Source organism: Methylomonas subterranea (genome assembly GCF_024505185.1).
GTDB classification, from domain to species: Bacteria; Pseudomonadota; Gammaproteobacteria; order Methylococcales; family Methylomonadaceae; genus Methylomonas; species Methylomonas subterranea.
The window spans coordinates 19232-35433 of record NZ_JANIBJ010000002.1; the positions used below are offsets into that span (position 1 = coordinate 19232).

The following is a 16202-nucleotide window of genomic DNA, read 5'->3' on the forward strand; positions in this document are numbered from 1 at the left end:
CCAGACTACGCGGATTCGAGCTCAAAACTTCCACAACACCAACGCCTGCGGCACATTGTCGTGCAAGCCCTTGATGCCGTATTTGTTGTGCCAATATTGGTATTCGATGCCGATGAACAGGTGGTTTTCGTCGCCCCAGAAATCGCCCAGGTCCAGGCGCAGTTGCGGCTGGGCCAGGGCTTGGCGGGCCGAGGTTTGGTTTTGGCCGATGAAGTCGGCGAAGCCTTCGAAGCTCCATTTAGTGCCGGCGATTTCGAACGGCAATTTCCACACCGGGGTGATCTGCCAGGAGGTGCCGATGTCGGCGGTTTCGGTGACGCGCTGGCGCAGAAAATCGATGTTGAAATAGGCGAAGCCGGGCAGATTAAGGTCGACGGTGACGCCGTATAGCCAGGCCCGGAAACCGCTTTGCGGACTGTGCATGTTTTCGCCCAGGTTGATGCCGGCTGTCAGGCCGACATCTTTGAGTATGCCGTAAGACAAATCCAGGCCGCTGATCTTGCCCAGGCTGAAGGTGCTATAGGCTTCGCCGTACAGGCTGGTTTGCGCTGCTTGGCCGTACTCGCTGAACAGCGTGTCCATGAAGAAGAAATTGCGGCCGTAGGCCCAGCCGTGGGCATGGGTGACGGTGATAATGGATTGGCCGACGTCGTTGGGATTGAAGGGCTCGTTGTAATTGCCGCCGTGCAGGTATTGGATTTCGCTGTTGCTCCATTGCATGAAATCGGCCGCGCACGGCGTGAGCAATACCGGCAATAACATGGCGGCACCCAAGGCGCTGTTCAGCGAAATCGATTTGAGCATGTGGTGCGCGAAATCCTACGGGCAAAAAAAAGCCCATCGTGAAGATGGGCTTTAATCCTAGCCGATAATCTTAGTTTTTGGATTTGTCGACGATTTGGTTGGCCTTGATCCACGGCATCATCGCGCGCAATTTGGCGCCGACGGTTTCGATCGGGTGTTCGGCGTTCAGGCGGCGGCGCGCGGTCATCTCGGGGTAGCCGGTTTGGCCTTCCAGGATGAATTGCTTGGCGTATTTGCCTTGTTGAATGTCTGCCAGGGCTTGTTTCATGGCCCAACGGCTTTCTTCGTTGATCACTTTCGGGCCGGTGACGTACTCGCCGTATTCCGCGTTGTTGGAGATCGAGTAGTTCATGTTGGCGATGCCGCCTTCGTACATCAAATCCACGATCAGCTTCAATTCGTGCAGACACTCGAAATAGGCCATTTCGGGCGGGTAACCGGCTTCGGTCAGGGTTTCGAAACCGGCTTTCACCAGTTCGACCGCGCCGCCGCACAATACCGCCTGTTCGCCGAACAAGTCGGTTTCGGTTTCGTCGCGGAAGGTGGTTTCGATGATGCCGGAGCGACCGCCGCCGATGGCGGAAGCGTAAGACAGGCAGATGGCTTTAGCCATGCCGGAGGCGTCTTGATGAATCGCAATCAAGTCCGGAATGCCGCCGCCCTTGACGAATTCGGAACGCACGGTATGACCAGGCGCTTTTGGGGCGATCATGATCACGTCCAGGTCGGCGCGCGGCACGACTTGGTTGTACAAAATGGCAAAGCCGTGAGCAAACGCCAAAGCAGCGCCTTGTTTGATATTCGGTTCGATTTCTTCCTTGTAAAGCTTGGATTGGAATTCGTCCGGGGTCAGGATCATCACCACGTCGGCGTAGGCTACGGCTTCCGGCACGTCTTTGACAGTCAGGCCGGAGGCTTGGGCCTTGGCGACAGACGCGGAATTGGCGCGCAAGCCGACCACCACGTCGACACCCGAGTCTTTCAGGTTGTTGGCGTGGGCATGGCCCTGTGAGCCGTAACCGATGATGGCGACTTTCTTGCCTCGGATGACCGACAGGTCGGCGTCTTTGTCGTAATAAACTTGCATAGATTTTCTCGTTTTCTTATGGGTGTAAAGTTAAAGGTGTAAGCCTTTTTCGCCGCGCGATATGCCGGTCGGGCCAGAGCGCACCACTTCGATGATGCTGTCTTCCTCGAAACCGTGAATGAAGGCGTCCAGCTTGCTGGGTTGGCCTGTCATTTCCACTACGTAGCTGGCGGGCGTGACGTCGATGATTTTACCGCGAAAGATGTCGACCATGCGTTTGACTTCTTCGCGGGTTTCGGCGTTGGTTTTGATTTTTACCAGCATCAATTCGCGTTCGATATGCGGGGCGTCGGCCAGATCGATCAATTTAACCACGTCGACCAGTTTGTTCAGCTGCTTGGTGATTTGCTCGATGATCTCGTCGTTGCCGCGAGTGACCAGGGTCATGCGCGACAGGCTGGCGTCTTCGGTCGGCGCCACGGTCAGCGATTCGATGTTATAGCCGCGGGCGGAAAACAGCCCGGCAACCCGCGACAGGGCGCCGGCTTCGTTTTCGATCAGGATCGAGATGATATGTCTCATTTACGATAACTCCCTGTCCAGCGGCGTGCCGGGGGCCAGCCGCAACTTCATGTCGTGATGGGCCTTGCCGGCTTCGATCATGGGGTAGACGTTTTCGGTACGGTCGGTGATGAAGTCCAGGAATACGGTACGGTCTTTCATCGCGAAGGCTTCCTGCAGGGCGGGGCGCACGTCGGCCGGTTTTTCCACCCGGATGCCGACATGTCCGTAGGCCTCCGCCAGCTTGACGAATTCCGGAATGGTGTCCATATACGACTGCGAGTAACGGCTTTGGTAGGAAAACTCCTGCCACTGCCGCACCATGCCCATGTAGCGGTTGTTCAAGTTGATGATCTTCACCGGCGTGTGGTATTGCAAGGCGGTCGATAGCTCTTGTATGCACATTTGAATACTGGCTTCGCCGGTTACGCAAGCAACGTCGGCATCCGGGAATGCCAGTTTGACGCCGATGGCGGCCGGCAAACCGAAGCCCATGGTGCCCAAGCCGCCGGAATTGATCCAGCGCCGGGGTTTGTCGAACTTGTAATATTGGGCGGCATACATCTGATGCTGGCCCACGTCGGAAGTGACGTAAGCGTCGCCACGGGTCACTTCGTACAACTGCTCGATAACGAATTGCGGCTTGATGAACAAACTGCCTCTGTCGTAATCCAGGCAGTTGACCGAACGCCAGCTTTCGATCAATTGCCACCAAGCTTCCAGAGCCGGTTTGGACGGCTTCAGCTTGCTTTCCTTGACCAAGTCTATCATTTGCTCCAATACCGGTTTGACTTCGCCGACGATAGGAATGTCGACCCGCACGGTTTTGGAAATCGACGACGGATCGACATCGATATGGATGATTTTTGCGTAAGGGCAGAATTCGGCCAGCTTGCCGGTCACCCGGTCGTCGAAGCGGGCGCCGACCGCCAGAATCACGTCGCTTTCGTGCATCGCCATGTTGGCTTCGTAAGTGCCGTGCATGCCTAGCATGCCGACGAACTGTTTGTCGGTGGCCGGATAAGCGCCCAAGCCCATCAGGGTGTTGGTGATCGGGTAGCCCAGCATTTGGGTCAGTTCGGTCAATTCTTTATGGCCTTCGCCCAAAATCACCCCGCCGCCGGAATAAATCATCGGCCGCTGCGCGGACAGCAATACTTCCACCGCGCGCTTGATCTGGCCTTTGTGGCCAACCACCACCGGGTTGTAGGAGCGCATGTTGACTTTTTTCGGGTACTTGTAGGGTACCTTGATATTCGGGTCGGTAATGTCCTTGGGAATATCGACCAGCACCGGGCCGGGACGGCCGGTAGTCGCCAAATAAAAAGCCTTTTTGATGGTTTCGGCGATGTCATGGACATCCTTGACCAGGAAATTATGTTTGACGCAGGGGCGGGTGATGCCGACGGTGTCGACCTCCTGGAACGCATCGCTGCCGATCACCGGCGACGGCACCTGACCGGACAGAATCACCATGGGGATGGAATCCATGTAAGCCGTGGCGATACCGGTCACCGCGTTGGTGGCGCCTGGGCCGGAGGTCACCAGCACCACGCCGGGCTTGCCGGTGGCGCGCGCATAAGCATCGGCCGAATGGGTGGCGCCCTGTTCGTGGCGTACCAGGATGTGTTTTACGTCGTCTTGATGAAAAATGGCATCATAGATGTGCAAAACCGAGCCACCCGGATAGCCAAAAATAAATTCGACGCCTTCGTCTTTAAGACACTGGACAACGATATGTCCGCCGCTGAGTTCCAATTTTATGTCCTCAAAATACTAATCAAACCTGAAAATGCTTTTTACAAAAAAAGGTTGTGTAAACTACTGTCTTTAGACGCTTTCGTCAAGGAAAACCAAGTGTTTTGCTTAGGTTTTCGGACGACATTGGCAAGGTCTATCATTTCGCGGCGCGCCCGCATCCAAAATCAGTCAAGCGAATCATGAATGCCTAACCTAGACTACTCCACCCTGGACCTGCTCTGGCAAAACCACCCGGCCTGGCGCCTGCTGAATTCGCCGCATGCCCCGTTGATTGCCGCTTTTCTGCACCGGGCCTTCGTCGCCCCCAACCAGCGCTTGATTGCCCAAGCCGATCTGACCGAAGCGCTGGAGGATGAATTGTTCGGTCTGCGCGAGCGCCTGGGTCACGAGGCTTTCCCCAAGCCGGCCTTGGAATATCTGAACGACTGGGCCGGTAACGACAAGGGTTGGCTGCGCAAGTTTTACCGCCAAGGTTCGGACGAGCCTTATTTCGACCTGACGCCGGCCACCGAAAAAGCCATCGTTTGGTTGGGCACCCTGAGCGAACGCGCCTTCGTCGGCACCGAATCGCGCTTGTTGACCTTGTTCGAATTATTGAAACAGATGAGCGAAGGCAGCGAGACCGATCCGGAAACCCGCATCGCCGAACTACGCAAGCGCCGCAACGAGATCGATGCCGAAATCGCCCGAGCAGAGGCCGGCGAACTGGCCTTGCTGGACGACACCGCGCTGAAGGACCGTTTCCAGCAATTCACCGCGCTGGCCCGCGAACTGCTCGGCGACTTTCGCGAGGTGGAACATAACTTTCGCGGCCTGGACCGAAGAGTGAGAGAGCGTATCGCCTTGTGGGAGGGCGCCAAGGGCGAGTTGCTGGAAGAAATAATGGGCGAGCGCGACGCCATCGCCGATTCCGACCAAGGCCGCAGTTTCCGCGCCTTCTGGGATTTTTTGATGTCCAGCCGCCGCCAGGAGGAATTGTCGGCCTTATTGGAAAGGGTGCTGGCGCTGCAACCCGTCGCCGAGCTCAAGCCCGACACCCGCATCCGCCGGGTGCATTACGACTGGCTGGAAGCCGGCGAACACACCCAGCGTACCGTCGCCGAACTGAGCCGGCAACTGCGCCGCTTTCTCGACGATCAGGCCTGGCTGGAAAACCGCCGCATCATGGAAATCCTGCACGGCATCGAAGCCAAGGCACTAAGCCTTCGCGAATGCCAACCGGCCGGCGAAGTGATGAGCATCGCCGAAGCCGGTGCCGACATCGAACTGCCGATGGAGCGCCCGCTGCACACGCCCAGCGTCAAACCTCGAATCTGCGACATCGCGCTGGAAGCCGGTGATGATGAGGTCGACGCCGGCGCCTTGTTCTCGCAAATCGTCATCGACAAGGCGCAACTGGCCCGCCACATTCGCCACGCCCTGCAAGACAAACCGCAAATCACACTGGCCGAACTCTGCCTTCGCCATCCGCTGCAATACGGTCTGGCGGAACTGGTCGCCTACCTGCAACTCGGCGGCGACAGCTTCAAAATTGCCGTGGACGAACAAGCCGAGGATGTGATCGTCTGGCGCACTGTGAGCGGCGCGGGCCGGGAATTAAGCAAACGGGCGCGCTTGCCGAGGGTGATTTTTGTCAGATGATGGCCCACGAAGTGACTGTTTCAGGCGTTAAAACACTATTAAACCAGCAGTCTTCGAGACGTTTAAAGATTGCCTTCCTTACCTTTCGTTGCCGCATCGCATGCTAGGGGCTATACTGAATTGGTCAATTAATTTGGTCAAGGAGTGCTCGTGAGCACCTATACTCTTTATAACGCCAAAACCCATTTATCCAGCTTGGTCGAGCAAGCGTTTGCCGGCGAGGAAGTTATCATCGCCAAGGGGAAAGTGCCGTTAGTCAAGCTGGTGCCGATAATCGAAAGCCGTCCGCAACGGCGGTTCGGCGCAATGAAAGGTCAAGCCCCGGTTACCGAAGCTTTCTTCGAGGCATTACCGGACGACGAATTGGATGCCTGGGCGCAATAGATGAAAGCTCTGCTGGATACCCACACTTTGTTGTGGTGGTTGGACGGTAACGAAAAGCTGTCTCGGATTGCCAAAGAATGGATTGCCGAGCCCAGTCACGTCATTCTGGTCAGCGCCGCTTCGGCCTGGGAGATCGCCACCAAAGTGCGTATCGGCAAATTGCCGGGCGCCGAAGCCGTGGTCGACAGCTACCAGGATTGTCTGAAGGAACAAGGGTTTACTCCGCTGGCCATCACAACCGACCACGCGTTGCGAGCCGGCAGCCTGCCCGGTCCGCACCGTGATCCTTTCGACCGCATGTTGATCGCCCAAGCCCAAGCCGAGAATATTGCCTTGATCAGCAATGAAGCATTGTTCGATAGCTATGGGGTTAGGCGGATTTGGTGAATGGGGACATGTTGTCGCGATTCGAATCGATTGAGACATTGCAGATCAATGCTGAATAGTTACCAAATAACATTGGAAATTTCCTACCAACGCTGGCTATAATCCCTGCACGGCCTTCGACAGACGAAGTCCGATTCAATAATGGAAGGGGAGCCCAACCATGAAAAAATACCAATTTGCGGTCTTCATCGGCCGTTTTCAGCCGTTTCATAACGGCCACGCCCACGTTATTCAGCAAGCGCTGTCGGTTTCCGAACGCGTCATCGTCTTGTGCGGTTCGGCGCATATGCCGGCGTCTTATCGAAATCCTTGGTCTTACGCGGAGCGCAAGGACATGATCCTTTCGGCTTTCGCCAAAAGCGACGCGGATAGAATTCACGTACTGCCGATCATCGATTCGCCCTATAACGAAGCGGCATGGGTACGCTCCGTACAAAAAATCGTTGCCGGCGTGACGGAAGCGTTGCACCCGGTTCCGCACCGGCCGCCGGCCATCGCCTTGATAGGCCACGGCAAGGACGAAAGCTCGTACTATTTGAAGCTGTTTCCGCAGTGGCAATCGGTCGACGTCGACAACCTGAAGGACATCAACGCCACCCAAATAAGGGAAAGCTATTTCAACGACGCCCCGGAATCAGCTTACTCCGAGCATTTGCCCAAACCGGTTCGGCATTATCTGGCCGGCTTTAAAAGCCAGGATACTTACGCCGGTATCGCCGACGAATTCGGTTTCGTGCGGCAGTACAAAGCGGCCTGGGCCGCTTCGCCCTATCCGCCGGTATTCCTGACCGTCGATGCGCTGGTCGTTCAGTCCGGCCACATCCTGTTGGTCAAGCGCCGCGCCAAACCCGGCAAGGGCCAGATGGCGCTGCCTGGCGGTTTCGTCAATCAGACCGAACGCCTGCAGGACGCCTGTCTGCGCGAACTGCGCGAGGAAACCGGCCTGAAGGTGCCGCTGCCGGTGCTGAAAGGCTCCGTCGTCAAGACCGAGACCTTCGACGCGCCCTACCGTTCGGCGCGCGGCCGCACCATCACCCAGGCCTTTTTGATACAACTGGAAGACTCGCGGCAATTGCCCAAGGTCAAGGGTGGCGACGATGCCGAAAAGGCCTTTTGGCTGCCGTTGGCGGAACTCAATCCTGAAAAAATGTTCGAGGATCATTACTTTATGATCCAACACCTGATAGGCGACTAAACTTTTATCCACGCGGCCCGGACAGACCGGGCCGTCAATTCACTTTCTGGAGGAATTTCAGATGCACGCATTATCCGACAACCTGATACTCAACACCGACAGCTACAAGTCCAGCCACTTTTGGCAATACCCGCCCGGCACCCAATTCGTGTCGTCCTACGTCGAATCGCGCGGCGGCGATTACCCCAACATCGTGTTTTTCGGCCTGCAGATGTTCATCAAGGATTATCTGTTGAAGCCCGTCACGGCGGCGATGCTGGACGAGGCCGAAGTGATCCTGAATGCTCACGGCGTGCCGTTCAATCGCCCGGGCTGGCAATACATCGTCGATACCCACGGCGGTTACCTGCCTCTGCACATTCAAGCGATGCCGGAAGGCATGGTCACCGAGCCTAGCCAGGTCATGATGCAGATCGTCAATACCGATCCGAACTGCTATTGGCTGACCAGTTATCTGGAAACCATGATTCTGCGCGCCGCCTGGTACGGCACCACGGTGGCCACCCGTTCCCATGCCTGCAAGCAGTTGATTGCCCGTTATCTGAAAGAAACCGGCGCCGACCTGTCCGGGCTGGATTTCAAGTTGCACGACTTCGGCGCTCGCGGCGTGTCGTCGTTCGAATCGGCCGCCATCGCCGGGCTGGCGCACCTGGTCAACTTCAAGGGTACCGATACCTTGAGCGCGGTGCTGGCCGCCAAACGCTATTACAACGAAAGCGGCATGCCGGCTTATTCGATTCCGGCCGCCGAACACTCCACCATCACCGCCTGGGGCCGCGAACGCGAAGCCGACGCCTACCAGAACATGCTGAATCAATTCATCGGCAAGGATAAGCTGGTTGCGGTGGTCAGCGATTCCTACGATTTATGGCAGGCCTTGGACCTATGGGGTAGCCGCTTCAAGCGGCAAATCGTCGAATCCGGCGGCCGCTTGGTGGTGCGCCCGGACTCCGGCGATCCGGTCGAGGTAGTGTTGAAAACCGTGCAGAAACTGGAGCAACACTTCGGTGCGGAAAGCGTCAACGGTTACCGTCTGCTGCACCCGGCGGTGCGAGTGATCCAGGGCGATGGCGTCAACATCAACAGCATCGGTCAAATTCTGGAAAATCTGAAACAGCACGGCTATAGCGCCGACAATCTGGCCTTCGGCATGGGCGCCGGCCTGCTGCAGAAACTGGACCGCGATACCTTGAAGTTTGCGATGAAAGCCTCGGCGATTTGCATAAGCGACAGTTGGCAAGACGTCTACAAAGACCCGGTTACCGACCCCGGTAAACAATCCAAACGCGGCCGGCTGGCCCTGGTGCGTGACGATGCGGGCCGTTTGCAAACGATACGCGAACAGGACTTGGGCGAAAGAGAAAACTTGCTGCGCAGCGTCTACCGCAACGGCGAGTTGTTGATAGACGAGACTTTGAGCGAGGTCAGAAGCAGGGCGGTGTAAAATTTGCTCCGTTTTTGCCAGGAGCTTCCCGTTTAAAGGGCTTAATCGCTGGCCGTGCGAAGGTCGTAGGTTCGATTCCTATTGTCGGCACCATTAAAATCAATGGCTTATACAATTTTTAACCCCGCATAAATTATCAATGGGACACTGGCGGGACAGTTCAAAAAAAAACCATAAAAACCGGCAATAAAAAGCCGCCGGTAAGCCAACCAAGGCCATATGAACAATAGTTTTGATCGCCGTGCCGGTAATCATGCCTGTCAAGTTGTTATGGGGTTATTCAAGGCGTTGGTATTGGATGCGCTCACAACGCCGATAAAGGCCATCGGCTTGTCGTCGTGTAGCCTCGTGCAGCGCCAGCGGAATCCAGGACACTGGCAAGGGCTGGCAGTTTTGCATACAGCTTTTTGGTGGCGTGGATGGTGATCATGAAGCCGGTTTTCGATAGTGGGTTGTCGTCAGCGGACCTTGTCGAATCAATCCTCTCAATAACAGTTGCTCTCCCTCAGGGATAGGGTTAGGGTGAGGGGAATAAATTGGATGATCACCCTCACCCCGGCCCTCTCCCAATGGGAGAGGGAGAAATACCCGCTCAGGCGACGGCTTGCTCGACAATCGCATCGGCGAGCTGAAGCTGCGTGGTTTGCGCGGCGGCGATGCGGGCTTTGAGGGCGTCGCAGAGGGCCATCAGTTCATCGACTTTGGCGACGATTCGGTGTTGTTCATAAATTGGTGGAACAGAAACCACGAGTGAACCAATATGCTTCTGATTTACAGTTTTTTGGCCAGCGGTACTGATAAACAGATGTTTAATCCGATTCCTTACAAGGTCGGACAAACCTAACAGCACTAAATAACCTGGAACTAAAATTTCTCGGGGAAACCGCAAGCGAATAAAGTGGTCGCAATAGATTGCACCATAACTTTCATCACATAATACAAATCTCCCAACAATGTCAGCACTGCCATTGACTCTAATTATTAAAACATCATTCTTCTGAAGAGAATATTTAGCTATTGATTGTTCCAATATTGTTAACGTTCTTGTATCTCTTAACGACACTTTCCAATTATCAATATCAGCCAATCTTAATACGATAATCTCTTTTCCTGATTTATCACCTCGGCTCGAAGCACCATTTTGAAATTCTGGTGATAAGTCATCTAAACGCACCCAACGCCAGTTACTAGGTAATTGAAACGGTTTTTCGTCTGCCAAAATCTCGGATAGTTCTTTTTCATTTTTTAGATTTCCTTGTTTACCTGTTTTCTCCTTTTGTTTGGCATCTCTTTCCAGTAAAACACTTATAGGCTCATCATTCTGATCTTGCGGCACCAATTTACCCATCACGGCCAACTGCAGGAGGGTTTGTTTGAGTTGGTCGATGCTGGATTCGGTGGTGAACAGGGTCTCGAAGTGGTCGGCGATGCGGCTCCAGGCTTGCTCAAATTCGGCGGCATCGGCGGCTTGGGTCAGTGTGTCGAGCAGGGTTTGCACCAGGGTTTGATGGGCGGCGAGATGATCGGTTTGCTGCTGCTCCAGTTGATCGCACAGCGCCATCAATTCATCGACTTTGGCGACGATGCGGTGTTGTTCGGCGAGAGGAGGGATTTCCAAAATCAATTTTTCCATCCGTTCTTTCGTCATATGGATCATTGCAATTCCGTTTCCTGATGCCTTAATTTTTTCAGTTATCGATGTAAAAAAATAAAACAAAAACTGCTTATCAAGGCATGAAGGATCATAGAGGTCTAATTTCCAAATATGGTAGTGGTATATAGCTTTTCCGCCTTGCCAAATAAACGGTCCGAAAGACGCTGACCACGCGTAAATCAAATCGCCATTATCTATGTACTTATCAGGCTCGAGTTCTAAATCTGAGTAGTACCATTCATTTGATGTAAATAGATTTCCAACCCTTAATAGAGGTGTGCCTTCCTGCAACATCTCATGTTTTTTATATGCTCGCCCGTTAAGCACATTGATTATCTCGCCAAGTCTGACCAACTCCCAGCCAGTTGGTAAATGAGGGGGCATTTCTTCCTCTGAAATTTCAGGAAGACCTTTCTGTGGTTTTAGTTTTCCTTCATCTATCAATCGCGTTTTTTGAAGGTAAATTTTATCTAACAAAGTTCTTGCAGGCTCGTCATTTGGGTCTTGTGTAACCAACTTCCCCCGCACCGCCAATTCCAATATCAATTCGCGCAGTTTTTTGATGCCGTATGCGGTGTACTTGGCGTTGCGGGTATTAGTTGGATTCCCCTCACCCCGGCCCTCTCCTTTATGCCCTATAGGGTGCGCTGGAGAGGGGGATTTTCTACCACGACCTGAGTTGCTTTTGCTGGCGATGGCAGTGGTACAAATAGCTAAATGTTGGCTGATGAATTCGTTCATATTGTGTGCGTTTCAAAAGCCCTCTCCGAAGGGAGAGGGTTGGGTGAGGGGAAATTTAAAATAATGTGGCTTCAATCATTGCGGCTTCGCATTGTTTTAACACACCCTCACCCTAGCCCTTGTATGTTATGTGAGAACGATCCATATAAGGTTTTGAAGAAAGATAGGTCGTTAACCCTCTCCCAGTGGGAGAGGGGATTTATTGTTAACGTTGCAAGGCTTGCTGCAGCACGGCTTTAAGCTGGTCGCGCAATTGGCCGATTTCCTGTTGCTGTTGGGCGTAGCGTTGCAGCAGTTCGTCCGGGTCGTGGCTGATTTGTTCGCCGACGTGCGGGTTTTTGATGTCCAGGTTGTAGTTGCGGGCTTTGATGTCGTCGATAGACACTGGCCAGGCTTGTTCCGTGGCTTGGCGGCTGGCGTAGCCGTCGGCGGCGCTGCCCCACCAGGCGATTTCGGTTTGAAATTCTTCAAAACGCATCGGCTTGGTTTTGTTGTAGCTTTTCACGCCGTCCGGATACGGGTGCTCGTAATACCAAACGGTTTGCGTCGGCGTGCCTTTGTCGAAAAACAGGATGTTGGTTTTGATGCCGGTGTAAGGGTTGAACACGCCGTTGGGCAGACGGACGATGGTGTGCAGCTTGCATTCGCTCAGCAGGCTTTCCTTGAGGCGGGTTTTCATGCCTTCGCCGAACAAAAAGCCGTCAGGCAACACCACGGCGGCGCGGCCCTTGTCTTTGAGCAGTTTGATGATCAAGGCCATGAACAAGTCGGCGGTTTCGCGGGTGCGGAACTGGGCCGGGAAGTTGTTTTCGATGCCGTCTTCTTCCATGCCGCCGAACGGCGGGTTGGTGATGATGACGTCGACGCGGTCGGCGTTGCCGTAGTCCTTGTACGGACGGCTGAGGGTGTTGTCGTGGCGGATGTTGGTGGGCGTGTCGATGCCGTGCAGAATCATGTTGGTGACGCAGAGCATGTGCGGCAGGGCTTTTTTCTCGACGCCGCGGATCGAGGCTTGCAGGGTTTGTTCGTCCTGTTCGGTTTTGACGTAACGGTCGCGCTTGTGGTCGATAGCACAGCTTAAAAAGCCGCCGGTGCCGCAGGCCGGGTCGAGCACGGTTTCGTGCAGTTGCGGGTCGATGCGGTTGACGATGAATTGGGTGACGGCGCGCGGGGTGTAAAACTCACCGGCGTTACCGGCGCTTTGCAGGTCTTTGAGAATTTGTTCGTAAATACTGCCGAAGGTGTGGCGGTCGGCGGTGTTGTTGAAGTCGATTTCGCCGATTTTATTGATGACCTGGCGCAGCAAGGTGCCGGATTTCATGTAGTTGTAGGCGTCTTCGAACACGTCGCGCACCACTTGGGCACGTTGGCCTGAGGGGCCGTGTAGCGGCAGACGGTCTTTCAGGGTGGGGAACAGTTGCAGGTTGACGAAATCGGCCAGTTCGTCGCCGGTCATGCCTTCCGGGTCTTGCGCCCAGTTACGCCAGCGCAGGTGTTTGGGCAGCGGCGATTGGTAGTCGTCTTCAATCAGTTCCAGTTCTTGTTCGCGGTCATCGAAAATTTTCAAAAAGAACAGCCACACCAATTGACTGATGCGCTGGGCGTCGCCATCGACGCCGACATCCTTGCGCATGATGTCTTGGATGGATTTGATGATGCCGGAAACGTTGCTCATGTATGTCTTTGTCCTGTTATTAAAAGCCCTCTCCAAAGTACCCAAGGGGCATAAAGGAGAGGGTTGGGTGAGGGGAAATTAAAGCAGCTTCGCACTGTTCTGATCCCCCTCATTCCTGCCTTCTCGGCAAATGCTCCTGCTTTGCTCTACCTCCTGCATCCTTGCAGTCGTCCCTGAGGGAGAAGGAGTTGTTAGCCTAATTGTTTAAAATCGCCAATCTGATGGCTTCCAACACACTCGTGATGTTTTGTAGTACGTCGTTGTTCCAAAAACGCAGCACTTTGAAGCCGCGTTTTTGTAGTTGCTCGGTGCGGCGGTGGTCGTATTCGAGCTGTTCGGCATGTTGGCCGCCGTCCAGTTCGACGATCAATTTTACCTCCAGGCAGACAAAATCGACGATGTAAGTGTCGATGGGGTACTGCCTGCGGAATTTTTGGCCGCATAGTTGCCGGTCTCGCAAATGTCGCCACAGCAGGTGTTCGGCGTCGGTTTGGTTTTTTCTGAGATTGCGGGCGTTGCTGGTTAGGGACATTTTTTATTCTCCTCACCCCGGCCCTCTCCCGCTGGAGAGGGAGAACAACTCTTGCTCTAATTCTTGTATCGCGATTTCGTATTGGTCCTTGCCGCCAAAGACTTGGTTGATGATTTCGACCGGCGTGCCGATGTCGCTAAACGGTTTGAGTTTGAGCACTTTGGCGCTTTCGATGGTACCGATGCCTTCGTCGGCGTATTTGTCCAGCAAGGCATTCAGCACGGCGCGGGCTTGTTCGCCGTATTTGGTGAAGTAGTTGCGCTTTTTGACGTTGTTGGCGCGTTCCTTCCGAGTCAACGGCGGCTGGTCGTAGGCGATGTGGGCGATTAGGTCGAAATCGCCGTAGTCCTTGCCGACTTCGGCGGCCAGGTTATCCAACACGATGCCATAGTCTTCCAGCAGGTCGATGATGGCCTGTTTTTTCTTGGCGTTGTGCCAGCGTTGCAGAAACTCGTCCAAGGAGGCGAACTCGGATTGAATCTGTTTGCGGGTGAAGTCGCGGTAGGATTCGGTAATCAGGGTGCCGTCCGGGCCGAGGTATTCGACGCGCTCGGCGATGATTCTGACCGGTACGCCGCTGACGCGGATTTTATACGTGCCAGCGGGTTCTTCGATGTCGTCGCCGTCTTCTTCGCCGTCCGGCTCCGGATCGGGCGGCACGGGATCGTCGCCATCGTCGGGTTCGTAAATCACCACCGGTTCGCCGTCGAAATCCGGATCGCGGAACAGTTCGGTGGCTTTTTTGAAGTCCATGATGGTGAAGAAGAACTTGCCGAATTCTTCGTCGATACGGGTGCCACGACCGATGATTTGCTTGAAGATGGTCATCGAGCTGATGGTTTTATCCAGCACGATCAGCTTGCAGGTTTTGGCATCGACGCCCGTGGTGAGCAGTTCCGAGGTGGTGGCGATGACCGGGAATGTGCTTTCCGGGTCGATAAAGTTGTCCAGTTCGGCTTTGCCTTCCACGCTGTCGCCGGTAATGCGCATGACGTATTTGGGATTATCCAATGCCAAATTACCAGCGGCGTTGACGATGGCGACGCGCATGCGTTCGGCGTGGTCGATGTCTTCGCAGAAGATGATGGTTTTGGCGTAAGGGTCGGTTGCCAGCAGATATTGCATCACGCGCTTGGCAACCAGTTTGGTGCGTTGGTTGAGCACCAAAATCCGGTCCATGTCCGCTCGGTTGTAGGTGCGGTTTTCGATGGCGTTGCCGAGGTCGTCGGTCATGCCAGTCGGCGGCGTCCAGCCGTGAATGTCTTTGTCGATGTCGATGCGCACTACTTTGTAGGGGGCAAGAAAACCGTCTTCGATGCCTTGTTTGAGGCTGTAGGTGTAAACCGGTTTGCCGAAGTAATCGGTGCTGGAGACGTATTTGGTTTCTTTGGGCGTGGCGGTCAAACCGAGTTGAATGGCGTCTTTGAAGTAATCGAGGATTTCCCGCCAGGCGGAATCGTCGGCGGCGCTGCCACGATGGCATTCGTCGATGACGATCATGTCGAAAAAGTCGGGCGAGACGTTTTTAAAGATTTTGTCTTCTTCGGCGGGGCCGGTGATGGCTTGATACAAACCCAGGTAAATTTCGTAAGCCGGGTCGAGCTTGCGGTTTTTGATTTTGGTCATCACCGAACCGAACGGCTTAAAGTCGTTGACCAGGGTTTGATCGACCAGAATGTTGCGGTCTGCCAGAAACAGTATGCGCTTGACCTGCTTGGCCTTCCACAATCGCCAGATGATTTGGAAGGTGGTGTAAGTTTTGCCGGTGCCGGTGGCCATCACCAACAGCACGCGCTTTTGCTGGTTAGCGATGGCTTCAATGGTGCGGTTGATGGCTTCGACTTGGTAATAGCGCGGCTGTTTGCTGTTGCTGTCTTCGTAGTAGGGCTGAACGACCAGTTTTTCGTTTTGGTCGTCTATGCCTCGATAGTGTTTGTAACGTTGCCAAAGTAGGTCAGGTGGAAGAAAGGCATCGAGTGCAAATTCGGTTTCGATGTCTTCGTTTGGCTTTGGAACTTTGTTATGTGCGGCAAAAGCGTCGCCGTTGGAACTAAAGGCGCTGGGGACTTGCAAAATCTCCGCGTAGCCCAGGGCTTGTTGCAGGCCGTGGCTGACGGAGTGGTTGTTGTCTTTGGCTTCGACGACTGCCACCGGCACGCCGGGTTCCCAGTACAGCACGTAGTCGGCGAATTTCTTCTTTTTCTTGTTGCGGGACGAGATATTGCCCCTAACGACGATAGGTCCTGGCGTTAAGGTTACTTCGCGGCGGATTTGCCGAACGGGATCCCAGCCTGCATCGCGGATAGCCGGGGTGATGAAAAGGTCGCAGATGTCGGTTTCACTGAGGGCTTTTTTGTCCTTAGTATCCATTGTAAAAAGTCCTAATTTGAAAGGAA

Annotated in this window: 13 protein-coding genes; 5 read left to right on the plus strand and 8 right to left on the minus strand. The window is 54.5% G+C overall.

The window, feature by feature from the left end:
* Positions 1 to 21 precede the first annotated feature (21 nt).
* The 4 genes from NP590_RS01285 to NP590_RS01300 form a co-directional block, all read right to left on the minus strand.
* Positions 22 to 804 (minus strand): outer membrane protein OmpK, encoded by a 783-nt coding sequence (locus NP590_RS01285; RefSeq protein WP_256600334.1) that lies wholly within the window; start codon positions 802 to 804, stop codon positions 22 to 24.
* Positions 805 to 874: 70 nt separating this feature from the next.
* Positions 875 to 1891, minus strand: a complete 1017-nt coding sequence (ilvC, locus tag NP590_RS01290) for a ketol-acid reductoisomerase (RefSeq protein WP_256600335.1) — start codon at positions 1889 to 1891, stop codon at positions 875 to 877.
* Positions 1892 to 1921: 30 nt separating this feature from the next.
* A complete protein-coding gene (gene ilvN, locus NP590_RS01295; RefSeq protein ID WP_256600338.1) occupies positions 1922 to 2413 on the minus strand; it encodes an acetolactate synthase small subunit in 492 nt (163 codons plus the stop codon).
* Positions 2414 to 4150: an acetolactate synthase 3 large subunit gene (locus NP590_RS01300; protein ID WP_256600339.1), complete on the minus strand. Its 1737-nt coding sequence runs from the start codon at positions 4148 to 4150 to the stop codon at positions 2414 to 2416.
* Positions 4151 to 4336: 186 nt separating this feature from the next.
* On the opposite strand from NP590_RS01300, the gene NP590_RS01305 reads away from it, so the two are divergent.
* The 5 genes from NP590_RS01305 (at position 4337) to NP590_RS01325 (ending at position 9204) form a co-directional block, all read left to right on the plus strand.
* The gene (locus tag NP590_RS01305) at positions 4337 to 5794 is read left to right on the plus strand and encodes a DUF3375 domain-containing protein (protein WP_256600340.1); all 1458 of its coding nucleotides are present in this window, start codon (positions 4337 to 4339) and stop codon (positions 5792 to 5794) included.
* 150 nt (positions 5795 to 5944) lie between these two features.
* A complete protein-coding gene (locus tag NP590_RS01310; protein ID WP_256600341.1) occupies positions 5945 to 6178 on the plus strand; it encodes a type II toxin-antitoxin system Phd/YefM family antitoxin in 234 nt (77 codons plus the stop codon).
* A complete protein-coding gene (locus tag NP590_RS01315; protein ID WP_256600342.1) occupies positions 6179 to 6565 on the plus strand; it encodes a type II toxin-antitoxin system VapC family toxin in 387 nt (128 codons plus the stop codon).
* A 160-nt stretch (positions 6566 to 6725) separates the two neighbouring features.
* Positions 6726 to 7760: a bifunctional nicotinamide-nucleotide adenylyltransferase/Nudix hydroxylase gene (locus tag NP590_RS01320; RefSeq protein WP_256600343.1), complete on the plus strand. Its 1035-nt coding sequence runs from the start codon at positions 6726 to 6728 to the stop codon at positions 7758 to 7760.
* Positions 7761 to 7821: 61 nt separating this feature from the next.
* Entirely contained in the window at positions 7822 to 9204 is a 1383-nt protein-coding gene (locus NP590_RS01325; RefSeq protein ID WP_256600344.1) for a nicotinate phosphoribosyltransferase, read from the plus strand.
* A 592-nt stretch (positions 9205 to 9796) separates the two neighbouring features.
* Here NP590_RS01325 and NP590_RS01330 read toward each other — a convergent pair.
* The 4 genes from NP590_RS01330 to hsdR form a co-directional block, all read right to left on the minus strand.
* A complete protein-coding gene (locus NP590_RS01330) occupies positions 9797 to 11599 on the minus strand; it encodes a restriction endonuclease subunit S (RefSeq protein WP_256600345.1) in 1803 nt (600 codons plus the stop codon).
* A 205-nt stretch (positions 11600 to 11804) separates the two neighbouring features.
* Positions 11805 to 13274 carry a type I restriction-modification system subunit M gene (locus tag NP590_RS01335; protein WP_256600346.1) on the minus strand — a complete coding sequence of 490 codons (1470 nt, stop codon included), beginning with the start codon at positions 13272 to 13274 and terminating at the stop codon, positions 11805 to 11807.
* 196 nt (positions 13275 to 13470) lie between these two features.
* On the minus strand, positions 13471 to 13806 hold the full coding sequence (locus NP590_RS01340) for an endonuclease domain-containing protein (protein WP_256600349.1): 336 nt from the start codon (positions 13804 to 13806) through the stop codon (positions 13471 to 13473).
* A 12-nt stretch (positions 13807 to 13818) separates the two neighbouring features.
* A complete protein-coding gene (gene hsdR, locus NP590_RS01345) occupies positions 13819 to 16176 on the minus strand; it encodes an EcoAI/FtnUII family type I restriction enzme subunit R (protein WP_256600352.1) in 2358 nt (785 codons plus the stop codon).
* Positions 16177 to 16202: the final 26 nt, after the last annotated feature.